Source organism: Caldovatus sediminis (genome assembly GCF_014644455.1).
Lineage (GTDB): Bacteria > Pseudomonadota > Alphaproteobacteria > Acetobacterales > Acetobacteraceae > Caldovatus > Caldovatus sediminis.
In genome coordinates, this window is the sequence record NZ_BMKS01000009.1 from 38,775 (window position 1) to 63,468 (window position 24,694).

35 protein-coding genes are annotated in these 24,694 nt (G+C 72.2%); 34 read left to right on the top strand and 1 reads right to left on the bottom strand.

Going from position 1 to position 24,694, the window contains the following annotated elements:
* The first annotated feature begins 234 nt into the window (after nt 1–234).
* The 31 genes from rpsL (at nt 235) to IEX99_RS14690 (ending at nt 17,612) form a co-directional block, all read left to right on the top strand.
* Nucleotides 235–606, top strand: coding sequence for a 30S ribosomal protein S12 (rpsL, locus tag IEX99_RS14540; protein ID WP_188901519.1), 372 nt, complete (start codon nt 235–237; stop codon nt 604–606).
* A gap of 14 nt (nt 607–620) precedes the next feature.
* Complete coding sequence (rpsG, locus tag IEX99_RS14545; protein ID WP_188901521.1) at nt 621–1,097, top strand: 30S ribosomal protein S7; 477 nt, start codon at nt 621–623, stop codon at nt 1,095–1,097.
* Between the two features lie 28 nt (nt 1,098–1,125).
* Nucleotides 1,126–2,316: an elongation factor Tu gene (tuf, locus tag IEX99_RS14550; RefSeq protein ID WP_188901523.1), complete on the top strand. Its 1,191-nt coding sequence runs from the start codon at nt 1,126–1,128 to the stop codon at nt 2,314–2,316.
* A 29-nt stretch (nt 2,317–2,345) separates the two neighbouring features.
* Complete coding sequence (rpsJ, locus tag IEX99_RS14555) at nt 2,346–2,654, top strand: 30S ribosomal protein S10 (protein WP_188901525.1); 309 nt, start codon at nt 2,346–2,348, stop codon at nt 2,652–2,654.
* A 23-nt stretch (nt 2,655–2,677) separates the two neighbouring features.
* A complete protein-coding gene (gene rplC, locus IEX99_RS14560; protein ID WP_188901527.1) occupies nt 2,678–3,370 on the top strand; it encodes a 50S ribosomal protein L3 in 693 nt (230 codons plus the stop codon).
* Between the two features lie 18 nt (nt 3,371–3,388).
* The gene (rplD, locus tag IEX99_RS14565; protein WP_188901528.1) at nt 3,389–4,009 is read left to right on the top strand and encodes a 50S ribosomal protein L4; all 621 of its coding nucleotides are present in this window, start codon (nt 3,389–3,391) and stop codon (nt 4,007–4,009) included.
* Nucleotides 4,010–4,074: 65 nt separating this feature from the next.
* A complete protein-coding gene (locus IEX99_RS14570; protein ID WP_188901764.1) occupies nt 4,075–4,356 on the top strand; it encodes a 50S ribosomal protein L23 in 282 nt (93 codons plus the stop codon).
* A gap of 4 nt (nt 4,357–4,360) precedes the next feature.
* Nucleotides 4,361–5,197 (top strand): 50S ribosomal protein L2, encoded by an 837-nt coding sequence (rplB, locus tag IEX99_RS14575; RefSeq protein WP_188901531.1) that lies wholly within the window; start codon nt 4,361–4,363, stop codon nt 5,195–5,197.
* Nucleotides 5,198–5,204: 7 nt separating this feature from the next.
* Complete coding sequence (rpsS, locus tag IEX99_RS14580; protein WP_188901533.1) at nt 5,205–5,486, top strand: 30S ribosomal protein S19; 282 nt, start codon at nt 5,205–5,207, stop codon at nt 5,484–5,486.
* A gap of 10 nt (nt 5,487–5,496) precedes the next feature.
* On the top strand, nt 5,497–5,904 hold the full coding sequence (rplV, locus tag IEX99_RS14585) for a 50S ribosomal protein L22 (RefSeq protein WP_188901535.1): 408 nt from the start codon (nt 5,497–5,499) through the stop codon (nt 5,902–5,904).
* Nucleotides 5,905–5,906: 2 nt separating this feature from the next.
* Nucleotides 5,907–6,584, top strand: a complete 678-nt coding sequence (rpsC, locus tag IEX99_RS14590) for a 30S ribosomal protein S3 (RefSeq protein WP_188901537.1) — start codon at nt 5,907–5,909, stop codon at nt 6,582–6,584.
* A gap of 11 nt (nt 6,585–6,595) precedes the next feature.
* Nucleotides 6,596–7,021, top strand: a complete 426-nt coding sequence (gene rplP, locus IEX99_RS14595) for a 50S ribosomal protein L16 (RefSeq protein WP_188901539.1) — start codon at nt 6,596–6,598, stop codon at nt 7,019–7,021.
* 4 nt (nt 7,022–7,025) lie between these two features.
* Nucleotides 7,026–7,244: a 50S ribosomal protein L29 gene (rpmC, locus tag IEX99_RS14600; RefSeq protein WP_188901541.1), complete on the top strand. Its 219-nt coding sequence runs from the start codon at nt 7,026–7,028 to the stop codon at nt 7,242–7,244.
* Nucleotides 7,245–7,260: 16 nt separating this feature from the next.
* Nucleotides 7,261–7,572 (top strand): 30S ribosomal protein S17, encoded by a 312-nt coding sequence (gene rpsQ / locus IEX99_RS14605; RefSeq protein WP_188901543.1) that lies wholly within the window; start codon nt 7,261–7,263, stop codon nt 7,570–7,572.
* A gap of 16 nt (nt 7,573–7,588) precedes the next feature.
* Nucleotides 7,589–7,957, top strand: coding sequence for a 50S ribosomal protein L14 (rplN, locus tag IEX99_RS14610; protein WP_188901545.1), 369 nt, complete (start codon nt 7,589–7,591; stop codon nt 7,955–7,957).
* 4 nt (nt 7,958–7,961) lie between these two features.
* The gene (gene rplX / locus IEX99_RS14615) at nt 7,962–8,282 is read left to right on the top strand and encodes a 50S ribosomal protein L24 (RefSeq protein ID WP_188901547.1); all 321 of its coding nucleotides are present in this window, start codon (nt 7,962–7,964) and stop codon (nt 8,280–8,282) included.
* 167 nt (nt 8,283–8,449) lie between these two features.
* The gene (rplE, locus tag IEX99_RS14620) at nt 8,450–9,013 is read left to right on the top strand and encodes a 50S ribosomal protein L5 (RefSeq protein ID WP_188901766.1); all 564 of its coding nucleotides are present in this window, start codon (nt 8,450–8,452) and stop codon (nt 9,011–9,013) included.
* Nucleotides 9,014–9,066: 53 nt separating this feature from the next.
* A complete protein-coding gene (rpsN, locus tag IEX99_RS14625) occupies nt 9,067–9,372 on the top strand; it encodes a 30S ribosomal protein S14 (protein WP_188901549.1) in 306 nt (101 codons plus the stop codon).
* A gap of 18 nt (nt 9,373–9,390) precedes the next feature.
* Nucleotides 9,391–9,789, top strand: a complete 399-nt coding sequence (gene rpsH / locus IEX99_RS14630; protein WP_188901551.1) for a 30S ribosomal protein S8 — start codon at nt 9,391–9,393, stop codon at nt 9,787–9,789.
* Between the two features lie 17 nt (nt 9,790–9,806).
* Complete coding sequence (rplF, locus tag IEX99_RS14635; RefSeq protein WP_188901552.1) at nt 9,807–10,340, top strand: 50S ribosomal protein L6; 534 nt, start codon at nt 9,807–9,809, stop codon at nt 10,338–10,340.
* Nucleotides 10,340–10,705 (top strand): 50S ribosomal protein L18, encoded by a 366-nt coding sequence (gene rplR, locus IEX99_RS14640; protein ID WP_188901554.1) that lies wholly within the window; start codon nt 10,340–10,342, stop codon nt 10,703–10,705. Before rplF ends, rplR begins: the two co-directional genes overlap by 1 nt.
* A gap of 11 nt (nt 10,706–10,716) precedes the next feature.
* Complete coding sequence (rpsE, locus tag IEX99_RS14645) at nt 10,717–11,400, top strand: 30S ribosomal protein S5 (protein WP_229678047.1); 684 nt, start codon at nt 10,717–10,719, stop codon at nt 11,398–11,400.
* A gap of 1 nt (nt 11,401) precedes the next feature.
* Entirely contained in the window at nt 11,402–11,614 is a 213-nt protein-coding gene (gene rpmD, locus IEX99_RS14650) for a 50S ribosomal protein L30 (RefSeq protein WP_188901556.1), read from the top strand.
* Nucleotide 11,615: 1 nt separating this feature from the next.
* Complete coding sequence (rplO, locus tag IEX99_RS14655; RefSeq protein ID WP_188901558.1) at nt 11,616–12,119, top strand: 50S ribosomal protein L15; 504 nt, start codon at nt 11,616–11,618, stop codon at nt 12,117–12,119.
* Between the two features lie 177 nt (nt 12,120–12,296).
* Nucleotides 12,297–13,667, top strand: coding sequence for a preprotein translocase subunit SecY (gene secY, locus IEX99_RS14660; protein ID WP_188901560.1), 1,371 nt, complete (start codon nt 12,297–12,299; stop codon nt 13,665–13,667).
* On the top strand, nt 13,664–14,347 hold the full coding sequence (locus IEX99_RS14665) for an adenylate kinase (protein ID WP_188901562.1): 684 nt from the start codon (nt 13,664–13,666) through the stop codon (nt 14,345–14,347). Before secY ends, IEX99_RS14665 begins: the two co-directional genes overlap by 4 nt.
* Nucleotides 14,348–14,480: 133 nt before the next feature.
* A complete protein-coding gene (gene rpsM, locus IEX99_RS14670) occupies nt 14,481–14,858 on the top strand; it encodes a 30S ribosomal protein S13 (protein WP_188901564.1) in 378 nt (125 codons plus the stop codon).
* 1 nt (nt 14,859) lies between these two features.
* On the top strand, nt 14,860–15,270 hold the full coding sequence (rpsK, locus tag IEX99_RS14675) for a 30S ribosomal protein S11 (protein WP_188901566.1): 411 nt from the start codon (nt 14,860–14,862) through the stop codon (nt 15,268–15,270).
* An 87-nt stretch (nt 15,271–15,357) separates the two neighbouring features.
* Nucleotides 15,358–16,374 carry a DNA-directed RNA polymerase subunit alpha gene (locus IEX99_RS14680; RefSeq protein WP_188901568.1) on the top strand — a complete coding sequence of 339 codons (1,017 nt, stop codon included), beginning with the start codon at nt 15,358–15,360 and terminating at the stop codon, nt 16,372–16,374.
* 30 nt (nt 16,375–16,404) lie between these two features.
* Nucleotides 16,405–16,833: a 50S ribosomal protein L17 gene (rplQ, locus tag IEX99_RS14685; protein ID WP_188901570.1), complete on the top strand. Its 429-nt coding sequence runs from the start codon at nt 16,405–16,407 to the stop codon at nt 16,831–16,833.
* 380 nt (nt 16,834–17,213) lie between these two features.
* Complete coding sequence (locus tag IEX99_RS14690; protein ID WP_188901572.1) at nt 17,214–17,612, top strand: hypothetical protein; 399 nt, start codon at nt 17,214–17,216, stop codon at nt 17,610–17,612.
* Nucleotides 17,613–18,828: 1,216 nt separating this feature from the next.
* On the opposite strand, the gene IEX99_RS14695 is transcribed toward IEX99_RS14690, so the two are convergent.
* Nucleotides 18,829–20,157, bottom strand: a complete 1,329-nt coding sequence (locus IEX99_RS14695; RefSeq protein ID WP_188901574.1) for an aspartate aminotransferase family protein — start codon at nt 20,155–20,157, stop codon at nt 18,829–18,831.
* 291 nt (nt 20,158–20,448) lie between these two features.
* Between IEX99_RS14695 and IEX99_RS14700 the strand changes: the two genes are divergently transcribed.
* The 3 genes from IEX99_RS14700 (at nt 20,449) to IEX99_RS14710 (ending at nt 24,656) form a co-directional block, all read left to right on the top strand.
* On the top strand, nt 20,449–21,924 hold the full coding sequence (locus tag IEX99_RS14700) for a L,D-transpeptidase family protein (protein ID WP_188901576.1): 1,476 nt from the start codon (nt 20,449–20,451) through the stop codon (nt 21,922–21,924).
* Between the two features lie 3 nt (nt 21,925–21,927).
* Nucleotides 21,928–22,527 (top strand): DUF882 domain-containing protein, encoded by a 600-nt coding sequence (locus IEX99_RS14705; protein WP_188901577.1) that lies wholly within the window; start codon nt 21,928–21,930, stop codon nt 22,525–22,527.
* Between the two features lie 578 nt (nt 22,528–23,105).
* Nucleotides 23,106–24,656, top strand: a complete 1,551-nt coding sequence (locus tag IEX99_RS14710) for an SLC13 family permease (RefSeq protein ID WP_188901579.1) — start codon at nt 23,106–23,108, stop codon at nt 24,654–24,656.
* The last annotated feature ends 38 nt before the right edge of the window (nt 24,657–24,694 follow it).

Below are 24,694 nucleotides of genomic sequence, written 5' to 3' on the forward strand. Positions count from 1 at the left end.
GCGTAGATAGCGCGCCCTTGGCAGGGCACGGCGCCACTCGCGGCCGCGGCCCTCCGGGTCTTTTGGTCCACAACGCTGCGCCACCGGCGCCGCCGCTTCTGCTTCGGGCAGGGTGGCCGAGGCCGGAGGCGGGATGGACGCCCGCAGGGACGCGCGGTCGGCGCGTCATCGCTGCGGGCGCACCCCGTTGGTGCGGTGTTCGCGCGGCCGTGAGAGCAGGCACGAAGGGGCGTCATGCCGACGATCAACCAGCTCATCGCCAAGGGGCGTGAGCGCAAGCCGAGCCGGAACAAGGTGCCGGCGCTGCAGGGCAGCCCGCAGAAGCGCGGCGTGTGCACGCGCGTCTACACGACCACGCCGAAGAAGCCGAACTCGGCGCTGCGGAAGGTCGCCAAGGTGCGCCTGACTAACGGCTACGAGGTGGTGAGCTACATCCCGGGCGAGGGGCACAACCTGCAGGAGCACTCGGTGGTGCTGATCCGCGGCGGACGCGTGAAGGACCTGCCGGGCGTGCGCTACCACATCCTGCGCGGCGTGCTCGACACCCAAGGCATCGCCAAGCGCCGCCAGCGCCGCTCGCTCTACGGCGCGAAGCGGCCGAAGTGAGGAGTCGCTGAGCGATGTCGCGCCGTCACCGCGCTGAGAAGCGCGAGGTCCTGCCGGATCCGAAGTTCGGCGACGTCGTGCTGAGCCGTTTCATGAACGTGCTGATGTACGACGGCAAGAAGAGCGTCGCCGAGAGCATCGTCTACGCCGCGATGGACACGCTGAAGCGGCGCGGCGGGCCGAACAGCGATCCGCTGCGCCTGTTCCATGAGGCGCTGGACAACGTGAAGCCGGCCGTGGAGGTCCGCTCGCGCCGCGTCGGCGGCGCCACCTACCAGGTGCCGGTCGAGGTGCGGCCGGAGCGCCGGCAGGCGCTCGCGATCCGCTGGATCATCGAGGCCGCGCGCAAGCGTGGCGAGCACACGATGGAGGAGCGCCTCTCGGCGGAGCTGATGGACGCGGCGAACAACCGCGGCTCGGCCGTCAAGAAGCGCGAGGACACCCACCGGATGGCGGAGGCCAACAAGGCCTTCAGCCACTACCGCTGGTAAGGCAAGGACCGATCGAGGAACCCCCACCATGGCGAAGGCAAAGTTCGAGCGCACCAAGCCGCACTGCAACATCGGCACGATCGGTCACGTGGACCACGGCAAGACGTCGCTGACCGCGGCGATCACCAAGGTGCTGGCGAAGACCGGCGGCGCGACCTACACGGCCTACGACCAGATCGACAAGGCGCCGGAGGAGAAGGCGCGCGGCATCACCATTTCGACCGCGCACGTCGAGTACGAGACGCAGAAGCGCCACTACGCGCACGTGGACTGCCCGGGCCACGCCGACTACGTGAAGAACATGATCACCGGCGCGGCGCAGATGGACGGGGCGATCCTGGTCGTCAGCGCGGCCGACGGTCCGATGCCGCAGACCCGGGAGCACATCCTGCTCGCCCGCCAGGTCGGCGTGCCGGCGCTGGTCGTGTTCATGAACAAGGTGGACATGGTGGACGACCCCGAGCTGCTCGACCTGGTCGAGCTCGAGGTGCGCGAGCTGCTGAAGTCCTACCAGTTCCCGGGCGACGACATCCCGGTGATCCGCGGCTCGGCCCTGTGCGCGCTCGAGGACCGCAACCCCGAGATCGGCGAGCAGGCGATCCTCAAGCTGATGGAGGCGGTGGACGAGTACATCCCGCAGCCCGACCGCCCGAAGGATCGGCCGTTCCTGATGCCGATCGAGGACGTGTTCTCGATTTCCGGCCGCGGCACGGTGGTGACGGGGCGGATCGAGCGCGGCGTGGTCAAGGTCGGCGACGAGGTCGAGATCGTCGGCCTGCGCCCGACGCAGAAGACGGTGGTGACGGGCGTCGAGATGTTCCGCAAGCTGCTCGACCAGGGCGAGGCGGGCGACAACATCGGCGCGCTGCTGCGCGGCACCAAGCGCGAGGACGTGGAGCGCGGGCAGGTGCTCGCCGCGCCCGGCTCGATCACGCCGCACACCAAGTTCAAGGCCGAGGCCTACGTGCTGACCAAGGAGGAGGGCGGGCGGCACACGCCGTTCTTCACCAACTACCGGCCGCAGTTCTACTTCCGCACCACCGACGTCACCGGCGTCGTTCGGCTGCCGGAGGGCGTGGAGATGGTGATGCCCGGCGATAACGTCTCGATGGACGTCGAGCTGATCGCCCCGATCGCCATGGACGAGGGCCTGCGCTTCGCGATCCGCGAGGGCGGCCGCACGGTCGGCGCCGGCGTCGTCGCCAAGATCGTCGAGTGAGCGGGGCGGGGGGCAACGGGTCTAGCGGCATGGAAAGCCAGAGCATCCGCATCCGCCTCAAGGCGTTCGACTACCGCGTGCTGGATTCCAGCACGCGGGAGATCCTGAACACCGCGAAGCGGACCGGCGCGCGGACGCGGGGCCCGATCCCGCTGCCGACGCAGATCGAGCGATTCACGGTCAACCGCTCGCCGCACATCGACAAGAAGAGCCGCGAGCAGTTCGAGATCCGCACGCACCGGCGGCTGCTCGACATCGTGGACCCGACGCCGCAGACGGTGGACGCGCTGATGAAGCTCGACCTCGCGGCCGGGGTGGACGTCGAGATCAAGCTGTAGGGCGCCCGGGGGAGCACGCTGCCATGGCCGCGACGAACGGCCGCACAGGCCTGATCGCGAGGAAGCTGGGCATGACCCGGCTGTTCAACGAGGACGGCTCGACGGTGCCGGTCACGGTGCTGCATGTCGAGGACGTGCGCGTGGTCGCGACCCGCACGGCGGAGAAGGACGGCTACACCGCGGTGCAGCTCGGCATCGGCCACGCCAAGCCGAAGAACGTGACGAAGCCGATGCGGGGCCACTTCGCCAAGGCGGGGGTTGAGGCGCCGCGCAAGTTGGTGGAGTTCCGCGTCGCGGCCGACGCGCTGCTCGATCCCGGCACGCGGCTCTCCGCGGCGCATTTCGTGAAGGGACAGATGGTGGACGTCACCGGCACCACCGTCGGCAAGGGCTTCGCGGGGGCGATGAAGCGGTGGAATTTCGCGGGGCTGGAGGCGTCGCACGGCGTCTCGATCAGCCACCGCAGCCACGGCTCGACCGGCAACCGCCAGGACCCGGGGCGGGTGTTCAAGAACAAGAAGATGGCCGGCCACCTCGGCGCCGAGCGCGTGACCACGCAGAACCTCGAGGTCGCGCAGGTGGACGCCGAGCGGGGGCTGCTGTTGGTCAAGGGCACGGTGCCCGGCGCGGCGGGCGGCTTCGTGCTGGTGCGCGATGCGGTCAAGCGTCCGCGCCCCGCCGACGCGCCCTACCCCGCGGCCACCGCGGCGGCCTGAGGACGGATGGGCGCTCCGATGCAGGTTCCTGTCGTCACGCTCGACAACACCCCGGCGGGGGAGATCGAGCTTCCGGATGAGCTCTTCGCGGCGGAGCCGCGGGGCGACATCCTCGCGCGCGTGGTGCACTGGCAGCTCGCCAGGCGCCGCGCCGGCACGCACAAGGCCAAGGGCATGGGCGAGGTGCAGGGCACCACGAAGAAGCCCTGGCGCCAGAAGGGCACCGGCCGGGCCCGCCAGGGTTCGCTGCGCGCGCCGCAGTTCCGCAAGGGCGGCGTCGTGCACGGCCCGGTGGTGCGCGACCACGGCTACGACCTCAACAAGAAGGTCCGCCGGCTCGGCCTGATCCACGCCCTCAGCGCCAAGGCGAGGGAGGGCAAGCTCGTGGTGCTCGACGCCGCGGTCGGAGCGCCGGACGGCAAGACGAAGCAGATGGCGGCGCGGGTAAAGGCCTTCGGCTGGAAGAGCGCGCTGGTGGTGGACGCGGAGGTGGACGAGCATTTCGGCCGCTGCGTGCGCAACCTCCCCCACGTGCACGTGCTGCCGGGCGTCGGCGCCAACGTGTACGACATCCTGAACCACGACGTGCTGGCGCTGACCCGCGCGGGCGTGGAGGCACTGAAGGAGCGGCTGGCGTGAGCGGGACGGCGCAGCAGGCGACGGGCGGCGCCGCGAAGCGCGGCGCGGCCCTCTCGCGCGAGCGGATGTACCAGACCATCCTCTCGCCGGTGATCACGGAGAAGGCGACGCGCCTCGGCGAGCAGAACGGGGTCGTGTTCCGCGTGCCGCTCGGGGCGACCAAGCCCGAAATCAAGGCCGCGGTCGAGGGGCTGTTCGGCGTGACGGTGGTCGCGGTGAACACTCTGACCATGAAGGGCAAGGCCAAGCGCTTTCGCGGCCGCCTCGGCCGGCGGTCGGACTGGAAGAAGGCGATGGTCCGGCTCGGGCCCGGCCAGAGCATAGACTTCACGACGGGGCTGGCGTGACGCCATGGCACTGAAGACCTACAAACCGGTCACGCCGAGCCTGCGCGGCACGGTCCTCGTGGACCGGTCCGAGCTGTGGAAGGGCAAGCCGGTCAAGGCGCTGACCGAGGGGAAGCACTCCTCCGGCGGACGCAACCAGCACGGCCGCATCACGGTGCGGTTCCGCGGCGGCGGGCACAAGCGCGCCTACCGCTACGTGGACTTCAAGCGACGCGCCAAGTTCGGCGTACCGGCGACGGTCGAGCGGCTGGAGTACGACCCCAACCGCAGTGCCTGGATCGCGCTGATCCGCTACGAGGACGGGGAGCTCTCCTACATCCTCGCGCCGCAGCGGCTGAAGGCGGGCGACCAGGTGGTCAGCGGCGAGCGGGTGGACGTCAAGCCGGGCAACGCGATGCCGATGGCCGCGATCCCAGTTGGCACCATCATCCACAACGTGGAGATGAAACCGGGCGCGGGCGGCAAGATCGCGCGCGCGGCCGGGACCTATGCGCAGCTCGTCGGCAAGGACCAGGGCTATGCGCAGATCAAGCTGATGTCTGGCGAGCTGCGCATGGTGCGGGCCGAGTGCATGGCCACGATCGGCGCGGTGTCCAACCCGGACAACAGCAACCAGCAGTTCGGCAAGGCCGGGCGCATGCGGTGGCTGGGCTTCCGCCCGCACAACCGTGGCGTCTCGATGAATCCGATCGACCACCCGCATGGCGGCGGCGAGGGCCGCACCTCCGGCGGGCGGCATCCGGTGACGCCGTGGGGTGTCCCGACCAAGGGCAAGAAGACGCGCAGCAACAAGCGGACGGACCGGCTGATCATCCGGCGCCGCCACGCGACGAAGGGCTGAGGCGAGGATGGGTTCGCGCAGCGTATGGAAGGGGCCGTTCGTCGACGGCTACCTGCTCAGCAAGGCGGAAAAGGCCCGCGAGTCCGGGCGCAACGAGATCATCCGGATCTGGTCGCGCCGCTCGACGATCCTGCCGCAGTTCGTCGGCCTCACCTTCGGGGTGTACAACGGCAAGAAGTTCATCCCGGTGCAGGTGACGGAGAACATGGTCGGCCACAAGTTCGGCGAGTTCTCGCCGACTCGGACCTTCACGGGCCACGCGGCCGACCGGAAGGCGAAACGGGGCTGAGCAGCACGCCATGAGCAAGCCGAAGATGCCGCGCAGGCTCGACGAGACCCAGGCGCAGGCGGTGGCGCGCAACATCCGCGTCAGCCCGCGCAAGCTCGCCCTCGTCGCCGGCCTGATCCGCGGGCAGAAGGCGCAGGACGCGCTCGCGCACCTGACTTTCTCCAAACGCGCCATCGCCCGCCAGGTGAAGAAGACGCTCGAGAGCGCGATCGCCAACGCGGAGAACAACCACCACCTCGACGTCGACCGGCTCGTGGTCAGTCGCGTCGAAGTGGGGCGGGCGCTGGTGATGAAGCGCTTCCACGCCCGCGGCCGCGGCCGCGCGGCGCGGATCGAGAAGTGGCTGAGCCACATGACGATCGTGGTGGCGGAGCGCGCGCCCGAGGCGCCCGCGCCGGCCCGGCAGGAGGCGGCGTAAGCATGGGCCAGAAGGTCAATCCCATCGGGCTGCGGCTCGGCATCAACCGGACCTGGGACAGCCGCTGGTACGCCGACGACGACTACGCCAAGCTGCTGCACGAGGACATCAAGCTGCGCGACATGCTGCGCGAGCGGCTGAAGGGCGCCGGCGTCTCCCGCATCGTCATCGAGCGGCCGGCGAAAAAGCCGCGGGTGACGATCCACGCGGCGCGCCCGGGGGTGATCATCGGCAAGAAGGGCGAGGCGATCGAGGGCCTGCGCAAGGACCTCCAGAAGATGGCCGGCGCCGAGGTGGCGCTGAACATCCTCGAGATCCGCAAGCCCGAGATCGACGCGCAGCTCGTGGCCGAGAGCATCGCGCAGCAGCTCGAACGCCGCGTCGCCTTCCGGCGCGCGATGAAGCGCGCCGTGCAGTCGGCCATGCGGCTCGGTGCCCAGGGCATCCGGATCAACTGCTCCGGGCGCCTCGGCGGGGCCGAGATCGCGCGCATGGAGTGGTACCGCGAGGGGCGGGTGCCGCTGCACACGCTGCGCGCGGACGTGGACTACGGCCAGGCGACCGCCAAGACCACCTACGGCACCTGCGGCGTCAAGGTGTGGGTGTTCAAGGGCGAGATCATGGCGCATGACCCGATGGCGCAGGACAAGCGCGCCGCGGAGCAGGCGCCGCAGCGGTGATGTGAAGAACGATGCTGCAGCCCAAGCGCACGAAGTTCCGCAAGGCCCACAAGGGCCGCATCCACGGCCTCGCCAAGGGCGGCTTCACGCTCAATTTCGGCGCCTACGGCCTGAAGGCGCTCGAGCCCGAGCGGGTGACGGCGCGCCAGATCGAGGCGGCGCGGCGCGCGATCACGCGCGCGATGAAGCGCGCCGGCCGCGTCTGGATCCGCGTCTTCCCGGACGTGCCGGTCTCGACCAAGCCGGCCGAGGTCCGCATGGGCTCGGGCAAGGGCTCGCCGGAGTACTGGATCTGCCGGGTCAAGCCCGGCCGCATCATGTTCGAGATCGACGGCATCCCCGAGGAGACGGCGCGCGAGGCGCTGACGCTCGGCGCGGCGAAGCTGCCGATCAAGACCAAGATCATCACGCGCCTCGGCGCCGGGGCGGAGGCCTGAGGTCATGAAGATCGGCGAGGTGCGCGCGAAGTCGCGCGACGAGCTGCAGGCGACGCTGCTCGACCTGCGCAAGGAGCAGTTCAACCTGCGCTTCCAGCGCGCCACCGGCCAGCTGGAGGCGGTCAGCCGCATCCGGCAGGTGCGGCGCGACATCGCGCGGGTGAAGACGGTGATGAACGAGCGGCGCCGCGCCGAGGCGGCGGCCGCGGACAAGCGGGGCTGAGGGGAGACCGGCGGCGATGCCGAGGCGAGTCCTCACGGGCCGGGTGGTCAGCGACAAGATGGACAAGACCGTCACGGTGCTTGTCGAGCGTCGCGTGATGCACCCGCTCTACAAGAAATTCATCCGGCGCTCGAAGAAGTACGCGGCGCACGACGAGGGCAACCTCTGCAAGGAAGGCGACCTCGTGCAGATCGAGGAGTGCCGCCCGATCAGCAAGCGCAAGACCTGGCTGGTGGTCGGCCGGAACGGCCAGCCGCTGGAGCGGCCGGCGCTCGTGAAGGGCAAGCCGATCGGGGCGCCGGCCGGCGCCCCCGCGGCGCAGGCGTGAGGGGGAGGACCCGGCGGTGATCAGCGTCGAATCGAATCTCGACGTCGCCGACAACTCCGGCGCGCGGCGCGTGCAGTGCATCAAGGTGCTCGGCGGGTCGAAGCGCAAGACGGCGAGCGTGGGCGACGTGATCGTGGTCTCCGTGAAGGAGGCGATCCCGCGCGCCAAGGTGAAGAAGGGCGAGGTGCACCGCGCCGTCATCGTCCGCACCGCCTATCCGGTGCGGCGGGGCGACGGCACGGCGATCCGCTTCGATAACAACGCCGCGGTGCTCATCAACAAGCAGGGCGAGCCGATCGGCACGCGCATCTTCGGGCCGGTGGTGCGCGAGCTGCGGGCGAGGAAGTACATGAAGATCGTCAGCCTCGCGCCGGAGGTGCTGTAGGGCCATGGCGGCGAAGATCAGGAAGGGCGACCGCGTGCAGGTGCTCGCCGGGCGCGACAAGGGCAAGCGCGGCGAGGTCGTCACCGTGATGCCGGCCGAGGGGCGGGCCCTGGTGCGGGGCGTGAACATGGTCAAGCGCCACCAGAAGCCGCGCGGGCTGAACCAGCCGGGCGGCATCATCGAGAAGGAGGCGCCGATCCACCTCTCGAACCTGGCGCTGATCGATCCGAAGTCGGACCGGCCGACGCGCGTCGGCTTCCGCGTCCTCGAGGACGGGAGAAAGGTGCGCTACGCCAAGTCCTCGGGTGAGGTGCTCGACGCATGAGCGGGACGAAGGGCAAGGGCGGCGCCAAGGGCGGCGCCGCCGCCAAGGGCAAGGGCGCCGCCCCGGCGCGGACCCCCGCGCGCGGGCCGGCGGGCGGCAGGGGCGCGCAGCAGCAGGCGGCGCAGGCCTCCGACCGGCAGGTCGCGGCCGTCGCCGCTGCGCAGGAGGTGCGGGCCGCGCCGTCGGAGGCGCCGCGGCTGCGCCGCCTCTACGACGAGGTGGTGCGCCAGCGCCTGATCGAGGAGTTCGGCTACAAGAACCCGATGGCGGTGCCGAAGCTCGAGAAGATCGTGATCAACATGGGCGTCGGCGAGGCGGCGGGCGATCCGAAGAAGCTCGACGCGGCGGTGGCCGACCTCACGCTGATCAGTGGGCAGAAGCCGGTCCGGACGCTGGCCAAGAAGGCGATCGCGGGGTTCAAGATCCGCAAGGGCCAGGCGATCGGCTGCAAGGTCACGCTGCGCAAGGCGCGGATGTACGAGTTCCTCGACCGTCTGGTGACGATCGCGCTGCCGCGCGTGCGCGACTTCCGCGGGATCCCGGGCAACAAGGGCTTCGACGGGCGCGGCAATTTCGCGCTCGGCCTGAAGGAGCAGATCATTTTCCCGGAGATCAATTACGACAAGGTGGACACGGTCCGCGGCATGGACATCGTGTTCGTCACCACGGCAAGGACGGACCGGGAGGCGAAGGCCCTGCTCAAGGCCTTCAACTTTCCCTTCACGGGTTGAGCTTGGAAAACCGCCGGCCCCAGGGCCGGCAGGTTCCGGAGGACGATGACCGAATGGCCAAGAAGTCGGCTGTCGAGAAGAACAAGCGGCGCGAGCGGCTGGCGAAGCTGCATGCGGCGAAGCGTGCGGCGCTCAAGGCGGTGGTGATGAATCGCGCACTGCCGATCGAGGAGCGCTTCGAGGCGACGCTCAAGCTCGCGCAGCTTCCGCGCAACGGGGCGGCGAACCGGGTGCGCCTGCGCTGCGCGATCACCGGCCGCCCGCGGGGCAACTACCGCAGGTTCCAGCTCAGCCGGAACATGCTGCGCGAGCTCGGCTCCAAGGGCCAGCTTCCCGGCCTGGTCAAGGCGAGCTGGTAGGAAGGGGGACGACGCAGGATGTCCATGTCCGATCCCCTCGGCGACATGCTGACCCGAATCCGCAACGCGCAGCGCGCGCGGCAGAGCCAGTGCGTCGCGCCGCACAGCAAACTGCGCGAGAGCGTCTGCGAGGTCCTCAAGCGCGAGGGCTACATCCGCGCCTGGCGGGCCGAGGACCTGCGCCCCGGCGTGCGGCAGCTGCAGATCGAGCTGAAGTACAGCGAGGGCGAGCCGGCCATCAAGGAGATCACTCGGGTCTCCAAGCCGGGCCGGCGCGTCTACTCGAAGATCAAGGAGCTGCCGAAGGTGTACAGCGGCCTCGGCATCTCGATCCTCTCCACCCCGCGCGGCGTCATGAGCGACGCCGAGGCCCGCGCCGCCAATGTCGGCGGCGAGGTCCTCTGCCGCGTGTTCTGAGCGGAGGCGCCGCGACCATGTCTCGCGTCGGCAAGTACCCGGTGCCGGTCCCGTCGGGCGTCCAGGTGGCGCTGCAGGGCCGCACCCTGGTGGCCAAGGGCAGGAACGGCGAGCTCAGGCTCGACCTGACGGATGAGGTGGACGTCGAGGTCGGCGCCGGCGCGGTGGCGGTGAAGCCCCGTGGCGAGGACCGCCGCAGCCGTGCCATGTGGGGCACCACGCGCTCCCTGGTGCAGAGCATGGTGACCGGTGTCTCGGCGGGCTTCAGCAAGTCCATGGAGATGACCGGCACCGGCTACCGCGCCGCGGTGCAGGGCAAGGAGCTCGTCCTCAGCCTCGGCTACAGCCACGAGATCCGCTACCCGATCCCGGAGGGCATCCGCATCACCGCGGAGCGGCCGACCGCGATCAAGGTCGAGGGCGCGGACAAGCAGCGCGTCGGCCAGGTGGCCGCGGAGATCCGCGCCTTCCGCCCGCCGGAGCCTTACAAGGGCAAGGGCATCCGCTACACGGACGAGGTGATCCTCCGCAAGGAGGGCAAGAAGAAGTAATGGCGACCGACAAGCTCGCACTGGAGGAGCGCCGCCGCCGGCGGCTGCGCTACTCGCTGAAGATCAAGTCGCACGGGCGGCCGCGGCTCTCGGTCTACCGCTCGGGCCGGCACATCTACGCCCAGGTGATCGACGACGCCGCGGGGCGCACCCTCGCCGCCGCCTCGACGCTGGAACGGGAACTGCGCGAGCAGCTCCGCACCGGCGCCGACAAGGCGGCGGCGGCGGCGGTCGGCAAGCGCGTGGCGGAGCGCGCGCTGGCGGCGGGCGTGACCAGGGTCGTCTTCGACCGCGGTCCCTACCTCTACCACGGCCGGGTCAAGGCCCTGGCGGACGCGGCCCGCGAGGGCGGGCTGTCGTTCTGAGGAGCAGTTCTATGGCACGTGAACCGACGAACCCGGCCGAGGCGGCGAGCGGCGGCGAGCACCCGCCCGCCGAGCAGCCGCAGCGCCGCCGGCGCGGCGGCGGTGGTGGCGAGCGGGGCGACCGCGGCCGCCGCGAGAGCCAGCGTGAGCGCGAGCGCGGCGAGGGGGGCGAGGAGCTGCAGGACAAGCTCGTCTCCATCAACCGCGTCGCCAAGGTGGTGAAGGGCGGCCGGCGCTTCTCCTTCGCGGCCCTCGTCGTCGTCGGCGACCAGAAGGGCCGCGTCGGCTGGGGCGCGGGCAAGGCGCGCGAGGTGCCGGAGGCGATCCGCAAGGCAACCGAGCAGGCCAAGCGCGGCATGATCCGCGTCCCGATGCGCGAGGGCCGCACGCTGCACCACGACGTGATCGGCGAGTTCGGCGCCGGCCGCGTGATCTTGCGCTCCGCTCCGGCGGGCACCGGCATCATCGCCGGCGGCCCGATGCGCGCGGTGTTCGAGACCCTGGGCATGGGCGACGTGGTCGCCAAGTGCACCGGCTCCACCAACCCGCACAACATGGTCAAGGCGACCTTCGCGGCGCTCGCGAAGTGCACCAGCCCGCGCGCGGTCGCGGCGCGGCGCGGCAAGAAGGTCTCCGACATCCTCGGCCCGCGGCCGGGCGAGCGCGGCGGCGCGGCGGCGGCGCAGGAGGCTTGAGGTGTCCGACGCTCCGAAGAAGACGATCCGGGTGACGCAGATCGGTTCGCCGATCGGCCGCAAGCCCGGCCAGCGCGAGACGCTGATCGGGCTCGGGCTGAACAGGATGCACCGCACGCGCGAGCTCGAGGACACGCCCGCGGTGCGCGGCATGATCCGGAAGGTCGCCCACCTGGTGAAGGTGGACGAGACCCCGACCGGTCAGGGTGGCTGAGATGAAACTGCACGAGATCCGAGACAATCCCGGCGCGCGGCCGAAGTCCAAGCGCATCGGCCGCGGCATCGGCTCGGGCAAGGGCAAGACCGGCGGCCGCGGCGTGAAGGGCCAGAAGGCGCGCACCGGCGTGCGGCTGAACGGGTTCGAGGGCGGCCAGCTCCCGATCTACCGCCGCCTGCCGAAGCGCGGCTTCGTCAACCCGACGCGCAAGGTGTACGCGCCGCTCAACCTCGGCATGCTCGACAAGGCGATCGAGGCCGGGCGCCTGCCCGCCGACCAGCCGATCGACGAGGCGATGCTGCGCGCCGCCGGCGTGGTGCGGCGCGCGACCAAGTTCGCCGGCGTGCGGCTGCTCGCGAAGGGCGAGATCAGGCGCCCGGTGACGATCACGGTCTCCGGCGCCTCCGCCGCGGCGGTCGCGGCGGTCCAGGCGGCGGGCGGCAGCGTGACGACCACGGCCGCGCCGACGGCGGCCGGAACCGAGGCCGGGCCCGCGGCCTGAGTTCGGTGCGGCGACGGCGGCGCGCGCTGCGAAGCGTGCCGTCGCGCGCGGCACGCCGCGCGGGCGTTCTTGCGGCGCCCTGCACCGGGGCGCAATTGAGGGCGTAGGAGTGCTGCTGCGGCGCCGCAGGGAGGAGCCACCGTCCCGGCGTTGCCGCCGCCGCGAGGAGGGTCCCTGATGGCTTCCGCCGCCGAGCAGCTCGCGGCCAGTCTCAACCTCGGCGTCCTGGCGAAGGCGACCGAGCTGAAGAAGCGCATCTGGTTCACGCTGGGCGCGCTGATCGTCTACCGCATCGGCACCTACGTCCCCGTCCCCGGCGTGGACCCGGCGGTGATGGGCGAGCTGCTGCGCCAGCACGGCGGCGGCATCCTCGGCATGTTCGACATGTTCACCGGCGGCGCCCTCGGGCGCATGACGGTGTTCGCGCTGAACATCATGCCCTACATCTCGGCCTCGATCATCGTGCAGCTGATGACCGCGGCCATCCCCGCCTGGGAGCAGCTCAAGAAGGAGGGGGAGCAGGGGCGGAAGAAGCTCAACCAGTACACCCGCTACCTCACCGTGCTGATCGCGGTGTTCCAGGCCTGGGGCATCGCCATCGGGCTCGAGGGGGTGCGCGGCCAGTTCGGCCCCGCGGTGTACGACCCGGGATGGTTCTTCCGCATCTCCTGCGTCGTCTCGCTCACCGGCGGGACGATGTTCCTGATGTGGCTCGGCGAGCAGATCACCGCGCGCGGGGTGGGCAACGGCATCTCGCTGATCATCTTCGCCGGGATCGTCGCCAACCTGCCGAGCGCGCTGGTCGCGACACTCGAACTCGCCCGCACCGGCGCGCTCTCGACCTTCTTCGTGCTCGCCTTCCTGCTGATCGCGCTGGCCGTGATCGCCTTCGTGGTGTTCATCGAGCGGGCGCAGCGGCGGATCCCGGTGCAGTACCCGAAGCGCCAGGTTGGCAACCGAATGTTCGGGGGCGAGAGCACCCACCTGCCGCTCAAGATCAACACCGCCGGGGTGATCCCGCCGATCTTCGCCTCCTCGCTGCTGCTGCTGCCCGCGACCATCGCCGGCTTCTCCGTCGACACGACGGAGGAGCCGGGCCTGCTGCGCACCGTCGCCGACGCGCTGGCGCACGGGCAGCCGCTCTACATGGCGCTCTACGCCGGGTTGATCATCTTCTTCGCTTTCTTCTACACGGCGGTGGTGTTCAATCCGTCGGAGACGGCCGATAACCTCAAGAAGTACGGCGGCTTCATCCCGGGCATCCGGCCCGGGCAGAACACCGCCGAGTACCTCGATCGGGTGCTCACGCGGCTGACGACAGTGGGCGCCCTCTATCTCGCCCTCGTCTGCATGCTGCCGGAGATCCTGATCAGCCAGTACGGCGTGCCCTTCTACTTCGGCGGCACATCGCTGCTGATCATCGTCTCGGTCACCATGGACACGGTGGCGCAGATCCAGTCCCACCTCTTCGCGCACCAGTACGAGGGCCTGATCCGCAAGGCCCGGCTCGGCGGGCGCGGCACGCAGCCGGGAGGGCGCGGGCGATGAACCTCATCCTTCTGGGCCCGCCCGGCGCGGGCAAGGGCACCCAGGCGAAGCGGCTCGAGGACCGGTACGGCATCGCCCAGATCTCCACCGGCGACATGCTGCGCGCCGAGGTGAAGTCCGGCTCCGCGATCGGGCGCGAGGCCAAGGCGATCATGGAGCGGGGCGAGCTGGTCCCCGACGCCATCATCACCGCCATGCTGGCCGCGCGCGTGGCGCGGCCGGACTGCGCGCAGGGCTTCGTCCTCGACGGCTTCCCCCGCACCGTCCCGCAGGCCGAGGCGCTGGACCTGATGCTGCGCGAGAAGGGCCTCGCCCTCGACCACGTGATCGAGCTGCAGGTGGACGACGCCGCCCTGGTCGAGCGCATCTCCGGCCGCTTCACCTGCGCACGCTGCGGCGAGGGCTATCACGATCGGTTCAAGCGGCCCCGCACCCCCGGGGTCTGCGACGTCTGCGGCGGCACCGAGTTCGTCCGCCGCGCCGACGACAAGGCCGAGACGGTCAAGGCCCGGCTCGACGCCTACCACCGCCAGACGGCGCCGCTGCTGCCCTATTACGCGGCCCAGGGGAAGCTCCGGGTGGTGGACGGCATGGCCCCGATGGAGGAGGTGGCGCGGCAGATCGACGCGATCCTCGAGGGCGGCGGCCGGGCCCCGGGGCCGCCTCCCACGCAGACTTGACGGGAGGGGGGCCAGGCGGTATCCCCGCCCCTCCGCGGCCGGGGCGGGTTCCGGCCGCCCATTGCCATTGCCTGAAACTTGCGGACAGCGAACGCCGGCGGCGGCCGGCGCGAGGGGCTCCAGGAGAGACGACGTGGCGCGCATCGCCGGCGTGAACATTCCCACCAACAAGCGGGTGCCGATCAGCCTCCGCTACATCTACGGCATCGGCCCGAAGAACGCGAAGGACATCTGCGAGCGGCTCGGGATCCCGGAGGACCGCCGGGTGAACCAGCTCACGGACGAGGAGGTGCTCCGCATCCGCGAGCTGATCGACCGCGAGTACCGCGTCGAGGGCGACCTGCGGCGCGAGGTGGCGATGAACATCAAGCGGCTGATGGACCTCGGCTGCTACCGCGGGCTGCGGCACCGCCGGAACCTCCCGGTGCGCGGCCAGCGCACCCACACCAACGCGCGCACGCGCAAGGGCAAGGCGGTACCGATCGCCGGCAAGAAGAAGGTGACGAAGTAAGATGGCGCGCGAGCCCCGCGCCGGCGCCCGCGGCGCCGGCCCCATCCGCCGCAAGGAGCGCAAGAACATCGCGACCGGCGTGGCGCACGTCCTCGCCTCCTTCAACAACACCATCGTCACCATCACCGACGCGCAGGGCAACGCCATCGCCTGGTCGTCGGCCGGCAGCCAGGGCTTCAAGGGCAGCCGCAAGTCCACCCCCTACGCCGCCCAGGTCGCGGCCGAGGACGCCGGCCGCAAGGCGCGCGAGCACGGGATGGAGACGCTGGAGATCCTGGTCAGCGGCCCCGGCTCGGGCCGCGAGAGCGCGCTGCGCGCGCTGCAGGCCGTGGGCTTCAACGTCACCGCCATCCGCGACGTGACCCCCATACCCCACAACGGTTGCCGCCCGCGCAAGCGCCGCCGCGTCTGAGCGCACCGCGCGGCGCGCCGCCGCATCGCGCGCGCCGCGCGGCCGCCCGCCGCACCGCCGCCCGGGGGGCAGAGGAGAGGTTAGACCGTGATCGAAAGGAACTGGCGCTCGCTGATCCGCCCGGAGAAGCTCGACGTCGAGCCGGGCGCCGACCCCAGCCGCACCGCCACCATCGTCGCCGAGCCGCTGGAGCGCGGCTTCGGCATGACGCTCGGCAACGCGCTGCGCCGCGTGCTGCTCTCCTCGCTCCAGGGGGCAGCCGTGACCGCGGTGCGCATCGACGGCGCGCTGCACGAGTTCAGCTCGCTGCCCGGCGTGCGCGAGGACGTGACCGACATCGTCCTCAACATCAAGCAGCTCGCCATCCGCTACCACGGCGAGGGCCCGAAGCGCCTGCAGCTCAGCGCCACCGGACCCGGCGAGGTGACGGCGGGCCAGATCCAGACCACCGGCGACATCGAGATCGCCAACCCCGAGCTGGTCATCTGCACCCTCGACGAGGGCGCGAAGCTCTCGATGGAGCTGACCGTGGCGACCGGCAAGGGCTACGTCCCGGCCGCCCAGAACCGGCCCGAGGACGCGCCGATCGGCCTGATCCCGGTGGACGCGATCTACTCCCCGGTGCGCCGCGTCGCCTACCGCGTGGAGCCCACCCGTGTCGGCCAGGTGACCGACTACGACAAGCTCGTCCTCACCGTGGAGACCGACGGCACCGTCGCCCCGGAGGACGCGGTCGGCCTCGCCGCGCGCATCCTCCAGGACCAGCTCCAGCTCTTCGTCAACTTCGAGGAGCCGCGCGAGCGCAAGGTCGAGGAGACCCACGAGGAGCTCCCCTTCAACCGCAACCTGCTGCGCAAGGTGGACGAGCTCGAGCTGTCGGTGCGCAGCGCCAACTGCCTGAAGAACGACAACATCGTCTACATCGGCGACCTGGTGCAGAAGACCGAGCAGGAGATGCTCCGCACCCCGAACTTCGGCCGCAAGTCGCTGAACGAGATCAAGGAGGTCCTCGCCTCCATGGGCCTGTCCCTCGGCATGACCGTGCCGGGCTGGCCGCCGGAGAACATCGAGGAGCTCGCCAAGAAGCTGGAAGAGCCGTTCTGAGCACGGCGAAGGTCTAGGGATCACGCAACCATGCGCCACGGCATCTCCGGCCGCAAGCTCGGCCGGCCGACCGACCATCGGCTCGCCATGCTCCGCAACCTCGCGACCTCGCTCATCAGGCACGAGCAGATCACCACCACCCTGCCGCGCGCCAAGGAGCTCCGCCCCTACGTCGAGCGCATCATCACGCTCGGCAAGCGCGGCGACCTGCACGCACGCCGCCAGGCCTACGCGAAGCTGATGGACGAGACGGTAGTGGCGAAGCTGTTCGGCGAGATCGCCGACCGCTACCGCGCCCGTCCCGGCGGCTACTGCCGCGTCCTCAAGGCCGGCGTCCGCCAGGGCGACGCGGCGACCATGGCGGTGATCGAGCTGGTCGACCGCAACCCCGCCGCGAAGGGCCTCGGCAGCGGCCCGAAGCCGCAGGCGGAGGAGGGCGCCGAGGCCGGCGCCGCCTGAACCGCGCCGCGTCCCTCGCGCGGCCAGCCGGGCGGGGGACGTGAAGGTCCCCCTGCCTCTCTCGCGCGCCTCTGCGCCGCCTCGCCGTTCCGGCTTGCCCTTTCCCTGCGCATGCGGAGGGCGGGCGGGGGGATGGCCGCGGGATGGGAACGCCGCCCCGCCCGACGAGACGACGCTTTGCCGGTTCCGGGCCGCGCTCGCGGAGCGTGACCTCACCGAGCGCCTCTTCGCCGAGGTGAACCGCCAACTCGACGCGAAAGGCCCGATGCTGAAGGCCGGCACGCTGACCGACGCCGCTCTGGTCGAGGCCGCAGTGGTGCGGCCCCCTCGGCGGGGGCGAGGTCTCGACGCAGGACCCGGACGCGACGAGCTTCTCCGGTTTGAAGGTGCATCTCGCCGTGGACCTCGGCTCGGACCCGGTGCGCGGCGCGAGCCTGACCGGCGCGGACGTCGGCGACAGCCTCGCGGCGGATGCGCTGGTGCAAGGCGATGAGGCGGCGGTGTTCGCCGCCAAGGCCCACGATGCGATGGTCCGCCGCGAGGCGCTGGCCGGTTCGACGCATGCGTCGAACGGCATCGCGGACGGCATCGTGCACCGCGGCCACACCCGCCGGCGGCTGGCGCCCTGGCAGCGCTGGATGGACGCCGTGCTCGCGCTCATCCATGGCCAGGTCGGGCGCGCCTTCGGCACGCTGAGACGCAGCATGGCCGGCGCCGGGTGTGCTATCGTGGCCTCGCCCGCAATGGCGCCCACCTGCGGCTGCTCTGCATCGCTCTGAACCCCCGCCGCACCGAACGCCTCGCCGCCTGATGGGGGCAGTGCGCCCGGAGCTCCCGCCCGGGTGCCGAGGATGGCGTCAACGAAGGCGAACCAGCGCTCCGCCACTCCTTTCGCGTCGGTCAGAGCCATCAACCCGCGTTTCGCAGGGGGCTCCTCGCCGAGGAGCGGGCGGCGCGGCGCGCGGCAGAACTCGGGCTGCAGGCCAAGACGCTCGAGGCGAAGCGGCTGCGGCAGCAGCGGTTTGGGCGCTCCTTGGAGCGCCTTGCTGCCGAAATCGCCCCGCGCGAACCGCACCTTGATGACGTGCTCGCCGGCATCTCCACCGCGGATGGCCCTGGTGCCAACGGGGACGGCGCCCAGGCCGGAGCGCCGGGGAGAGCTCCACACCCGCGGCCATCGCTCCTTGCCGGACCGCTTGCCGCACCAGATCATCAAGCGACTCCCCGGCGAGGGTTGCACCTGCCGCGCCTGTGGCGGCGTGCTGCGGAAGGTGGACAAGGACGTGACGGGTTCAGGGCATGCCCTGAGCCCCGGAGTACCGCCCGGCCGGTTCGAGATGGCGCGGCGCGTCCGGACCGCGTTCTCGTGCAGGATCTGCGAGGCGATGGCGCAGGCGCCGATGCCCTCCTCGCCGATCGAGCGCGACAGGCCCCACCCAGGGCTGGCGGTCCACCTACTGGTCTCGAAGTGCTGCGACCACATTCGCCCTACCGGCAATCCGAGATCTATGCCCGCAGGGGCGCCGACCGGCAGCGGGGCCTGATAGTGGGCTGGGCCGGCTCGTCGGCCACCCTGCCCGAGCCGGTCCCGGGCACATCGGCCGCCACGTCGTCGCCGCCGCCCGCGTCCACGCCGACGCCAACGCTGGCACCGGAGCGCGGCCGCGCGGCGACCGGTCGGTTCCGCGCCTACCTCCGGGACGACCGGCCGTTCGGTGGCCCCGATCCGCCGGCAGTGCTCTGCGAGTTCACGCCTGACCGGTGGGGCGAGCGCCCGTGGCGGCTGCCCCGGCTCAACGGCCTCTACAGGGGGGCCGCCGCCTGGCCGAGGCGGCGTGCCGGTCACATGCCGACGCGAGTTCCACCATGTCCTGCTGGCGACCGATACCCACTGGCCGCGATCTCTCGCCGCCAATCCAGCTTCGAAGGGCCTAACCGGCGGAGGTCCGGGAGAGGCAGGCCAGCCCCGGCGGGCGGCGCCGCGTGGCGCCCTGCTCAGGCCTCCGGCAGCAGCGGCCGCCGCGCGGCGACGAACTCCTCCACCGCGGCGACGTAGCGATCGCAGTCCGCCTCCGTCACCGGCAGGCTCAGCGCCGTCATGCCGCGCCGCGCGATGTAGACGCGCGCCTCCAGCATGTCGAGGAAGAACAGCTCGCGCAGCCCGGCCTCGGCGGGCGTCTCCGCGTAGGGCTGCGTCACCGGCCCGCGGCGGAAGTGCGGCTGCGTCATCGAGCCGACGCCGGTGAAGTGCATCGCCGTGCCGGCGCGCGCGCAGGCGGCGTTCAGCCGCTCGCGCAGCGCCTCGCCGCGCGCGAACAGCGCCTCCGCGGCCTCGGCCCGGAAGATCTCCCCCATCGCCACGCAGCCCGCGGCCATCGAGAGGACGTTGTTGTTGAACGTCCCCGCATGCGGCAGCGAGCCCGGCCGGTGGCCGTCGAACACCGACATCACGTCCGCCCGCCCGCCGAAGGCCCCGAAGCTCATCCCGCCGGCGATGTACTTGCCGAGCGTCGTCATGTCCGGGATCACGCCGGTGCGCTGCTGCAGCCCGCCCGGCCCGTGGCGGCTCGTCATCACCTCGTCGAAGACGAGCAGCGCGCCGGTCTCCCGCGTCGCCCCGCGCAGCGCCGCGAGGAACTCCGGCCGCGCCGGGATGCAGCCGCCGGAGCCCAGCATCGGCTCCACGAGCACCGCGGCCAGGCTCTCCCCCGCCTCGCGGATCGCCCGCGCCGCCCCTTCCGCGTCGTTGTAGTCGGCGAAGACCAGCGGCACGGGCAGCGACACCGCGCTCGACCCGCCGACCGGGAAGGTCAGAACCCCGCCGTGGTAGCCGCCGCGCATCACCATCACCGTCCTGCGCCCGGTGAAGGCCCGCGCCGCGGCGAGCGCCATGATGTTCGCCTCGGTCCCCGAATTGGTGAACCGCACCAGCTCGATCGAGGGGAACCGCCCGACGATCAGCCCGGCGAGGCGGCCCTCGTTCTCCCCCACCGCGGCGAGGTTCACGCCGCGCGCCAACGCCTCCCGCACCGCCGCCAGGATGCGCTCGTCCGAATGCCCGAACAGCCCGGCGGTGTACTCGCCGCAGAGGTCGAGATACTCGTGGCCGTCCACGTCCCACAGCCGGCAGCCCTCGCCGCGCGCCATGGCGGTCGGGAAGGGGGTGTAGAACAGCACGGTCCGGGTGTTGCCTCCCGGCATCACCTCGCGCGCCCGCGCATGGATCGCCGCGCTCCTCGGCCGCTGCGCCGTGTAGCGCTCGCGCGCCTCCGCCAGGGCGGCGTCGAGGTCGCTGTTGCGCGCGGGGGCGTCGAGCGGGCTCATGGCGGCACTCCTCCAGGCTCGGTCGCCGAGCCTCGCCCCGCCCCCGCGCCGCGTCAACGCCTGCGCGCCGGCCGGCGAGCGGGGCGAGGCGCGGAGTCCGTGCAACAGCCCCGCGAGAAGCGTCCTCCGCGGTGCGTAACGGTTTGCGCCTTGCTCCCGCCGCGATTATCCCTCGCTCCCGTGAGCCCGAAGTCCCTTCTTCCGCTGGCCCTCGTGGCGGCGCTGGCCGGATCCCCGGCGCTATCCGCTTCGGCTGCCGGCCCTCGGCTCCTCGCTCCGCAATTCGTCCCGGTGACCGCGGCGGCGGCCGACCAGGCTGCCCTCCTCCGCCTGGCCGAGCGGCTTCGCCGTCTGGAGGAGGACGGGCTCGACCCGCGCCACTACGACATCCCGCCGGACGGGCTCGCAGCCTCCGACCCGCAAGGACATCAGGCGGCCCTCCTCGCGGCCGCCGGCGAGGCGCTCGAGGACCTGCTGCACGGCCGGGCGCGCCGGATGCGCGGCCGCGTCGACATCGAGCGGGATCCGGCCGCCCACCCGCTCGCTCCCTGGCTGACCGAGCTGGCCACCGCCGCCGAACCCGCGGCGGTGATCGAGCGGGCCGCGACCCTGCACCCGGAGGCGCCGGTCCTGCGGCGCGAGCTCGCCCGCCTGCGCGCCATCGCTGCCGCGGGCGGGCACGTCCCGGTTCCCGCGGATGGCGGAACGATCGAACCCGGCACCACCGATCCGCGCCGCATCCCTGCCCTGCGTGCCCGGCTCGGCGTGGACGAGCCCGCCCTCGTCGCCGGCGCCGCCGCCGCCAGTCCGCACTACGACCCGGCCCTGGTCGAGGCGGTGAAGCGCTTCCAGGCCGCCGAGGGGCTCGAGCCCGATGGGCGCGTCGGCCGCCTCACGCTCGCGGCGCTCAACCGGCCGGTCGAGGCGCGCATCCTCCAGCTCCGCGTCGCCCTCGACATGCGGCGCGGCCTCGCCCGGCCCGTCGCCGAGCGGCGCATCGAGGTCAACGTCCCGGACTACCGCCTGCGCCTGATCGAGGAGGACGGCCGCGTCTCCCTCGACATGGCCGTCATCGTCGGGCGCGCGACGCGCCAGACGCCGGTGCTGCGCACCCGCCTCACGGCCGTGATGTTCAATCCGCCCTGGGGCGTGCCGCAGCGCAACGCGCGGGAGGACCTGCTGCCGCGCCTCCGCCGCGACCCGCGCGCCGTCATGGAGGGAGGATTCCGCATCTATGCCGTCGCCGGCGGCGCGCGCGTCGAGATCGACCCGACCACGGTGGACTGGCACTCGGTCAGCGCGCAGCGCTTCCCCTACGTCATCCGCCAGGATCCGGGCGAGGCCAACGCCCTCGGGCGGATCAAGTTCGTGATGCCTAACGAAGAGGACATCTTCCTGCACGACACGCCGGACCGGCACCTGTTCCGGCGCGCCGCACGCGCCTTCTCCTCCGGCTGCATACGCCTCGAGCAGCCGATGGAGTTGCTCGAGGCCGCCCTGTGGGGTACGCCGGGCTGGGACCGTGCCCGGGCCAGCCGGGCGATCGCGGCGCGCAGCACCAGCAGCGTGCAGCTCGCGCGCAGCATCCCGGTGCGGCTGCACTACACGACGGTGACCGTGGAGGGGGGCAACAGCGTGCGAATCCGACCCGACATCTACGGCCTCGACGAGGCCTATGTCCGCGCCATGGACGCGCCACGGCAGAGCCAGCGGCGCGTGGCCGCCGTGGACTCCTCCGTGGCGGCGGTGCCTGCGGCGGGGCGTTAGGGGATGCGCTGGAGCCTCGAGCCGGCCTGCCCCTGCTGCAGCGGAGGGGCGGTCGGCCGCCGGGGGGTGATCCGCGTCGCACTCGGCGGCCTCGTCTGCGTCGGCGCCGCGTCCGCTATCCCCGCCGCTGCCTCGGCGGCCGCTCCGGCCGGATCGGAGGCGGTCCGCAGCCTCGCCGTGCGCCGCGTGCAGACCGGCGACTCCTTCGAGGGCGTCTACTGGCGCGACGGCCGCTACGACACCGACGCGCTGCGCCGCCTCGACTGGGTGTTCCGCGACCCGGCGCTCGACGAGGCGACGCCGATGGACCCGCGGCTGTTCGACGTGATGCACGTCATCGCGCGCCGCATGGACACCAGCGAGCCCTACGAGGTGGTGAGCGGCTATCGCGCCCCGGAAACCAACGCCAGCCGCGCGCAGCGCTCGCGCCGGGTCAGCCGCGTCAGCCTGCACATGTCCGGCATGGCTGCGGATGTCCGGCTGCCGGGACGCGACTCGGTCCAGCTCGCCCGCCTGGCCGCGGCGCTCCAGGCCGGCGGCGTCGGTCTCTACCGGCGCGACGGCTTCGTGCATCTGGACTGCGGTCCGACCCGGCGCTGGTAGGCGGCCGGCTTTCGCCCGAAGGCCCGGGCGTGGCCGTTGCGCGCAAGACCGGGCCGCCGGGCGCGCGACGGCCTCTCGCCCAGGGGCACTGCCCCGGGCCGGCGGGCGTGCGCGGTTGTGGGTCGAGGCGGTCGGGGGAGCGGTGCCAAACGGGCTCCACGCGCCCCGCCACCGCATCGGCCCATGTCCGCACCGCGTCCTGCGCGGTGCGCGCGGCAGGCGGGAAGCCCGCTATTCGCGGGCTGTGCGGCCGCCTTCCGCGGCGGTTCCGGGCCGTGCGGGCGGGGCTGGCCTGCGCGCACCCGATTCCTCGTCCTTACGGCTCCGCGCCGCGCTCCGCGGCGATCCCGCGGTGCGTCGCACGCTCCCCGGACGCTGCCGGCCGGCCGCCGATCCCGCTGACGCGCCCCTCGCGGAATGGTAGCGTGCCGCCGGGCGGGCGTGCCGGCGAAGGCGTGACGCACCATGCGGCGGCCGCCCGGACGGCTTTGTCGCGCCCCGGGCCGCGGCCGAAACGGCCGGCCCGCGCCCTCGGCGCCGGCCCAGCCGTTCCGCTTTGCCAAGGACAGCCCACGCCCATGGACGAACGCGCCGGGCCCCGGCCTGCATCGCCGCCATCGCCCGATCCCGGCGCGGACACGCCGGAGGGGCGGCCGGCCGCTTCTGGCGGCAGAATCCGGACCATCGGCCTGCTGCTCGGCCCCGCGGTCTTCGTCGCGATGCTTCTCCTCCCGCCGCCTTCCGGCCTCGAGACCGCGGCGTGGCGGGTGGCGGCGGTGGCGGCGCTGATGGCCCTGTGGTGGGTGACCGAGGCGATTCCGATCCCGGCGACCGGGCTGCTTCCGCTCGTGCTCTTCCCCCTGCTCGGCATCGCGCCGGTGGGGGAGGCCTCGGCGCCCTATGCCGATCCGCTCATCTTCCTCTTCCTCGGTGGCTTTCTGATCGCCCTCGGGCTGGAGCGCTGGAACCTGCACCGGCGCATCGCGCTCGGCATCGTCTCCGCCGTCGGCGTCCGGCCCGGCGCGCTGGTCGGCGGCTTCATACTGGCCACGGCCTTCCTCAGCATGTGGGTCAGCAATACCGCGACCGCGGTGATGATGCTGCCGATCGGCGTGTCGGTGATCGGTCTGCTGCAGCGCGATGCGAGGGCCGCTGCCGGCGCCTCGGCCCCCGGCGGCCGGGACGGCTTCCCGAGCGCCCTGCTGCTCGGCATCGCCTACGGGGCGAGCGTCGGCGGGCTGGCCACCCTGATCGGCACCCCGCCGAACGCGCTGCTCGCCGCCTTCATGCGGCGCACCTACGGCGTCGAGATCGGCTTCGCCCAGTGGATGCTCATCGGCCTGCCCGTGGTCGCGGTGATGCTCGCCATGACCTGGCTGATCCTGACGCGCATCGCCTTCGCCCTGCCGCGCCAGGCGATCCCCGGCTCGGCCGAGCTGATCCGACGCGAGATCGCGGACCTCGGGCCGCTTACCGTCCCGGAGCGGCGCGTCGGGCTGGTCTTCGCCGGGGCGGCGCTGCTCTGGGTGATGCGGCCGCTGCTCGGCGGCGTCCTGCCGGCGGGGCTGAACGACACCACCATCGCCGTCGCCGCGGGGCTGCTTCTCTTCCTCGTTCCGGCCGGCGGCCCGGCCCCCCGCGGGACCGCGCTGATGGACTGGGAGACGGCGAAGCGGCTGCCCTGGGGCGTGCTGCTGCTGTTCGGCGGCGGCCTGTCGCTCGCCGCGGCGATCGGCGCGAGCGGACTGGCCGACTGGATCGGCGCCGGCTTCGCCGCGCTCGGCCAGTGGCCGATGCTGCTCGTGGTGGTGCTGGTGACGGCGGGCATCGTGTTCCTGACCGAACTCACCAGCAACACCGCGACCGCGGCGGCCTTCCTGCCGCTGATGGCCTCGGTGGCGCCGGCGCTCGGCGCCGACCCGTTCCTGCTGACCATCCCGGTGGCGCTCGCCGCCTCCTGCGCCTTCATGCTGCCGGTGGCGACGCCGCCCAACGCCATCGTCTACGGCAGCGGCCACCTCACCGTGGCGCAGATGGCGCGGGCCGGCTTCCTGCTGAACCTCGCCGGCATCGCGGCGATCGTCGGCCTGACCTGGCTGCTGGTGGGCCCGGTCTTCGCGGTGCGGTGAGCGGCGCGACGCGCCGGTCGTCCCGGTCACGCCTGCTC

Bases quoted from the DNA above. Each gene is read 5' to 3' on its own strand.
- rplD (WP_188901528.1), top strand. From the start codon at position 3,389: ATGCAGGTTCCTGTCGTCACGCTCGACAACACCCCGGCGGGGGAGATC.
- rpsE (WP_229678047.1), top strand. From the start codon at position 10,717: ATGGCACGTGAACCGACGAACCCGGCCGAGGCGGCGAGCGGCGGCGAG.
- rplO (WP_188901558.1), top strand. From the start codon at position 11,616: ATGAAACTGCACGAGATCCGAGACAATCCCGGCGCGCGGCCGAAGTCC.
- IEX99_RS14570 (WP_188901764.1), top strand. From the start codon at position 4,075: ATGTACCAGACCATCCTCTCGCCGGTGATCACGGAGAAGGCGACGCGC.
- rplP (WP_188901539.1), top strand. From the start codon at position 6,596: ATGCTGCAGCCCAAGCGCACGAAGTTCCGCAAGGCCCACAAGGGCCGC.
- IEX99_RS14710 (WP_188901579.1), top strand. From the start codon at position 23,106: ATGGACGAACGCGCCGGGCCCCGGCCTGCATCGCCGCCATCGCCCGAT.
- rpsG (WP_188901521.1), top strand. From the start codon at position 621: ATGTCGCGCCGTCACCGCGCTGAGAAGCGCGAGGTCCTGCCGGATCCG.
- rplV (WP_188901535.1), top strand. From the start codon at position 5,497: ATGAGCAAGCCGAAGATGCCGCGCAGGCTCGACGAGACCCAGGCGCAG.
- tuf (WP_188901523.1), top strand. From the start codon at position 1,126: ATGGCGAAGGCAAAGTTCGAGCGCACCAAGCCGCACTGCAACATCGGC.
- rpsJ (WP_188901525.1), top strand. From the start codon at position 2,346: ATGGAAAGCCAGAGCATCCGCATCCGCCTCAAGGCGTTCGACTACCGC.
- rplX (WP_188901547.1), top strand. From the start codon at position 7,962: ATGGCGGCGAAGATCAGGAAGGGCGACCGCGTGCAGGTGCTCGCCGGG.
- rplF (WP_188901552.1), top strand. From the start codon at position 9,807: ATGTCTCGCGTCGGCAAGTACCCGGTGCCGGTCCCGTCGGGCGTCCAG.
- rpsK (WP_188901566.1), top strand. From the start codon at position 14,860: ATGGCGCGCGAGCCCCGCGCCGGCGCCCGCGGCGCCGGCCCCATCCGC.
- rpsS (WP_188901533.1), top strand. From the start codon at position 5,205: ATGGGTTCGCGCAGCGTATGGAAGGGGCCGTTCGTCGACGGCTACCTG.
- IEX99_RS14695 (WP_188901574.1), bottom strand. From the start codon at position 20,157: ATGAGCCCGCTCGACGCCCCCGCGCGCAACAGCGACCTCGACGCCGCC.
- rplQ (WP_188901570.1), top strand. From the start codon at position 16,405: ATGCGCCACGGCATCTCCGGCCGCAAGCTCGGCCGGCCGACCGACCAT.
- rpsC (WP_188901537.1), top strand. From the start codon at position 5,907: ATGGGCCAGAAGGTCAATCCCATCGGGCTGCGGCTCGGCATCAACCGG.
- rplR (WP_188901554.1), top strand. From the start codon at position 10,340: ATGGCGACCGACAAGCTCGCACTGGAGGAGCGCCGCCGCCGGCGGCTG.
- IEX99_RS14705 (WP_188901577.1), top strand. From the start codon at position 21,928: ATGCGCTGGAGCCTCGAGCCGGCCTGCCCCTGCTGCAGCGGAGGGGCG.
- rpsQ (WP_188901543.1), top strand. From the start codon at position 7,261: ATGCCGAGGCGAGTCCTCACGGGCCGGGTGGTCAGCGACAAGATGGAC.
- IEX99_RS14665 (WP_188901562.1), top strand. From the start codon at position 13,664: ATGAACCTCATCCTTCTGGGCCCGCCCGGCGCGGGCAAGGGCACCCAG.
- rpsH (WP_188901551.1), top strand. From the start codon at position 9,391: ATGTCCATGTCCGATCCCCTCGGCGACATGCTGACCCGAATCCGCAAC.
- secY (WP_188901560.1), top strand. From the start codon at position 12,297: ATGGCTTCCGCCGCCGAGCAGCTCGCGGCCAGTCTCAACCTCGGCGTC.
- rpsN (WP_188901549.1), top strand. From the start codon at position 9,067: ATGGCCAAGAAGTCGGCTGTCGAGAAGAACAAGCGGCGCGAGCGGCTG.
- rplB (WP_188901531.1), top strand. From the start codon at position 4,361: ATGGCACTGAAGACCTACAAACCGGTCACGCCGAGCCTGCGCGGCACG.
- rplC (WP_188901527.1), top strand. From the start codon at position 2,678: ATGGCCGCGACGAACGGCCGCACAGGCCTGATCGCGAGGAAGCTGGGC.
- rpsL (WP_188901519.1), top strand. From the start codon at position 235: ATGCCGACGATCAACCAGCTCATCGCCAAGGGGCGTGAGCGCAAGCCG.
- rpmC (WP_188901541.1), top strand. From the start codon at position 7,026: ATGAAGATCGGCGAGGTGCGCGCGAAGTCGCGCGACGAGCTGCAGGCG.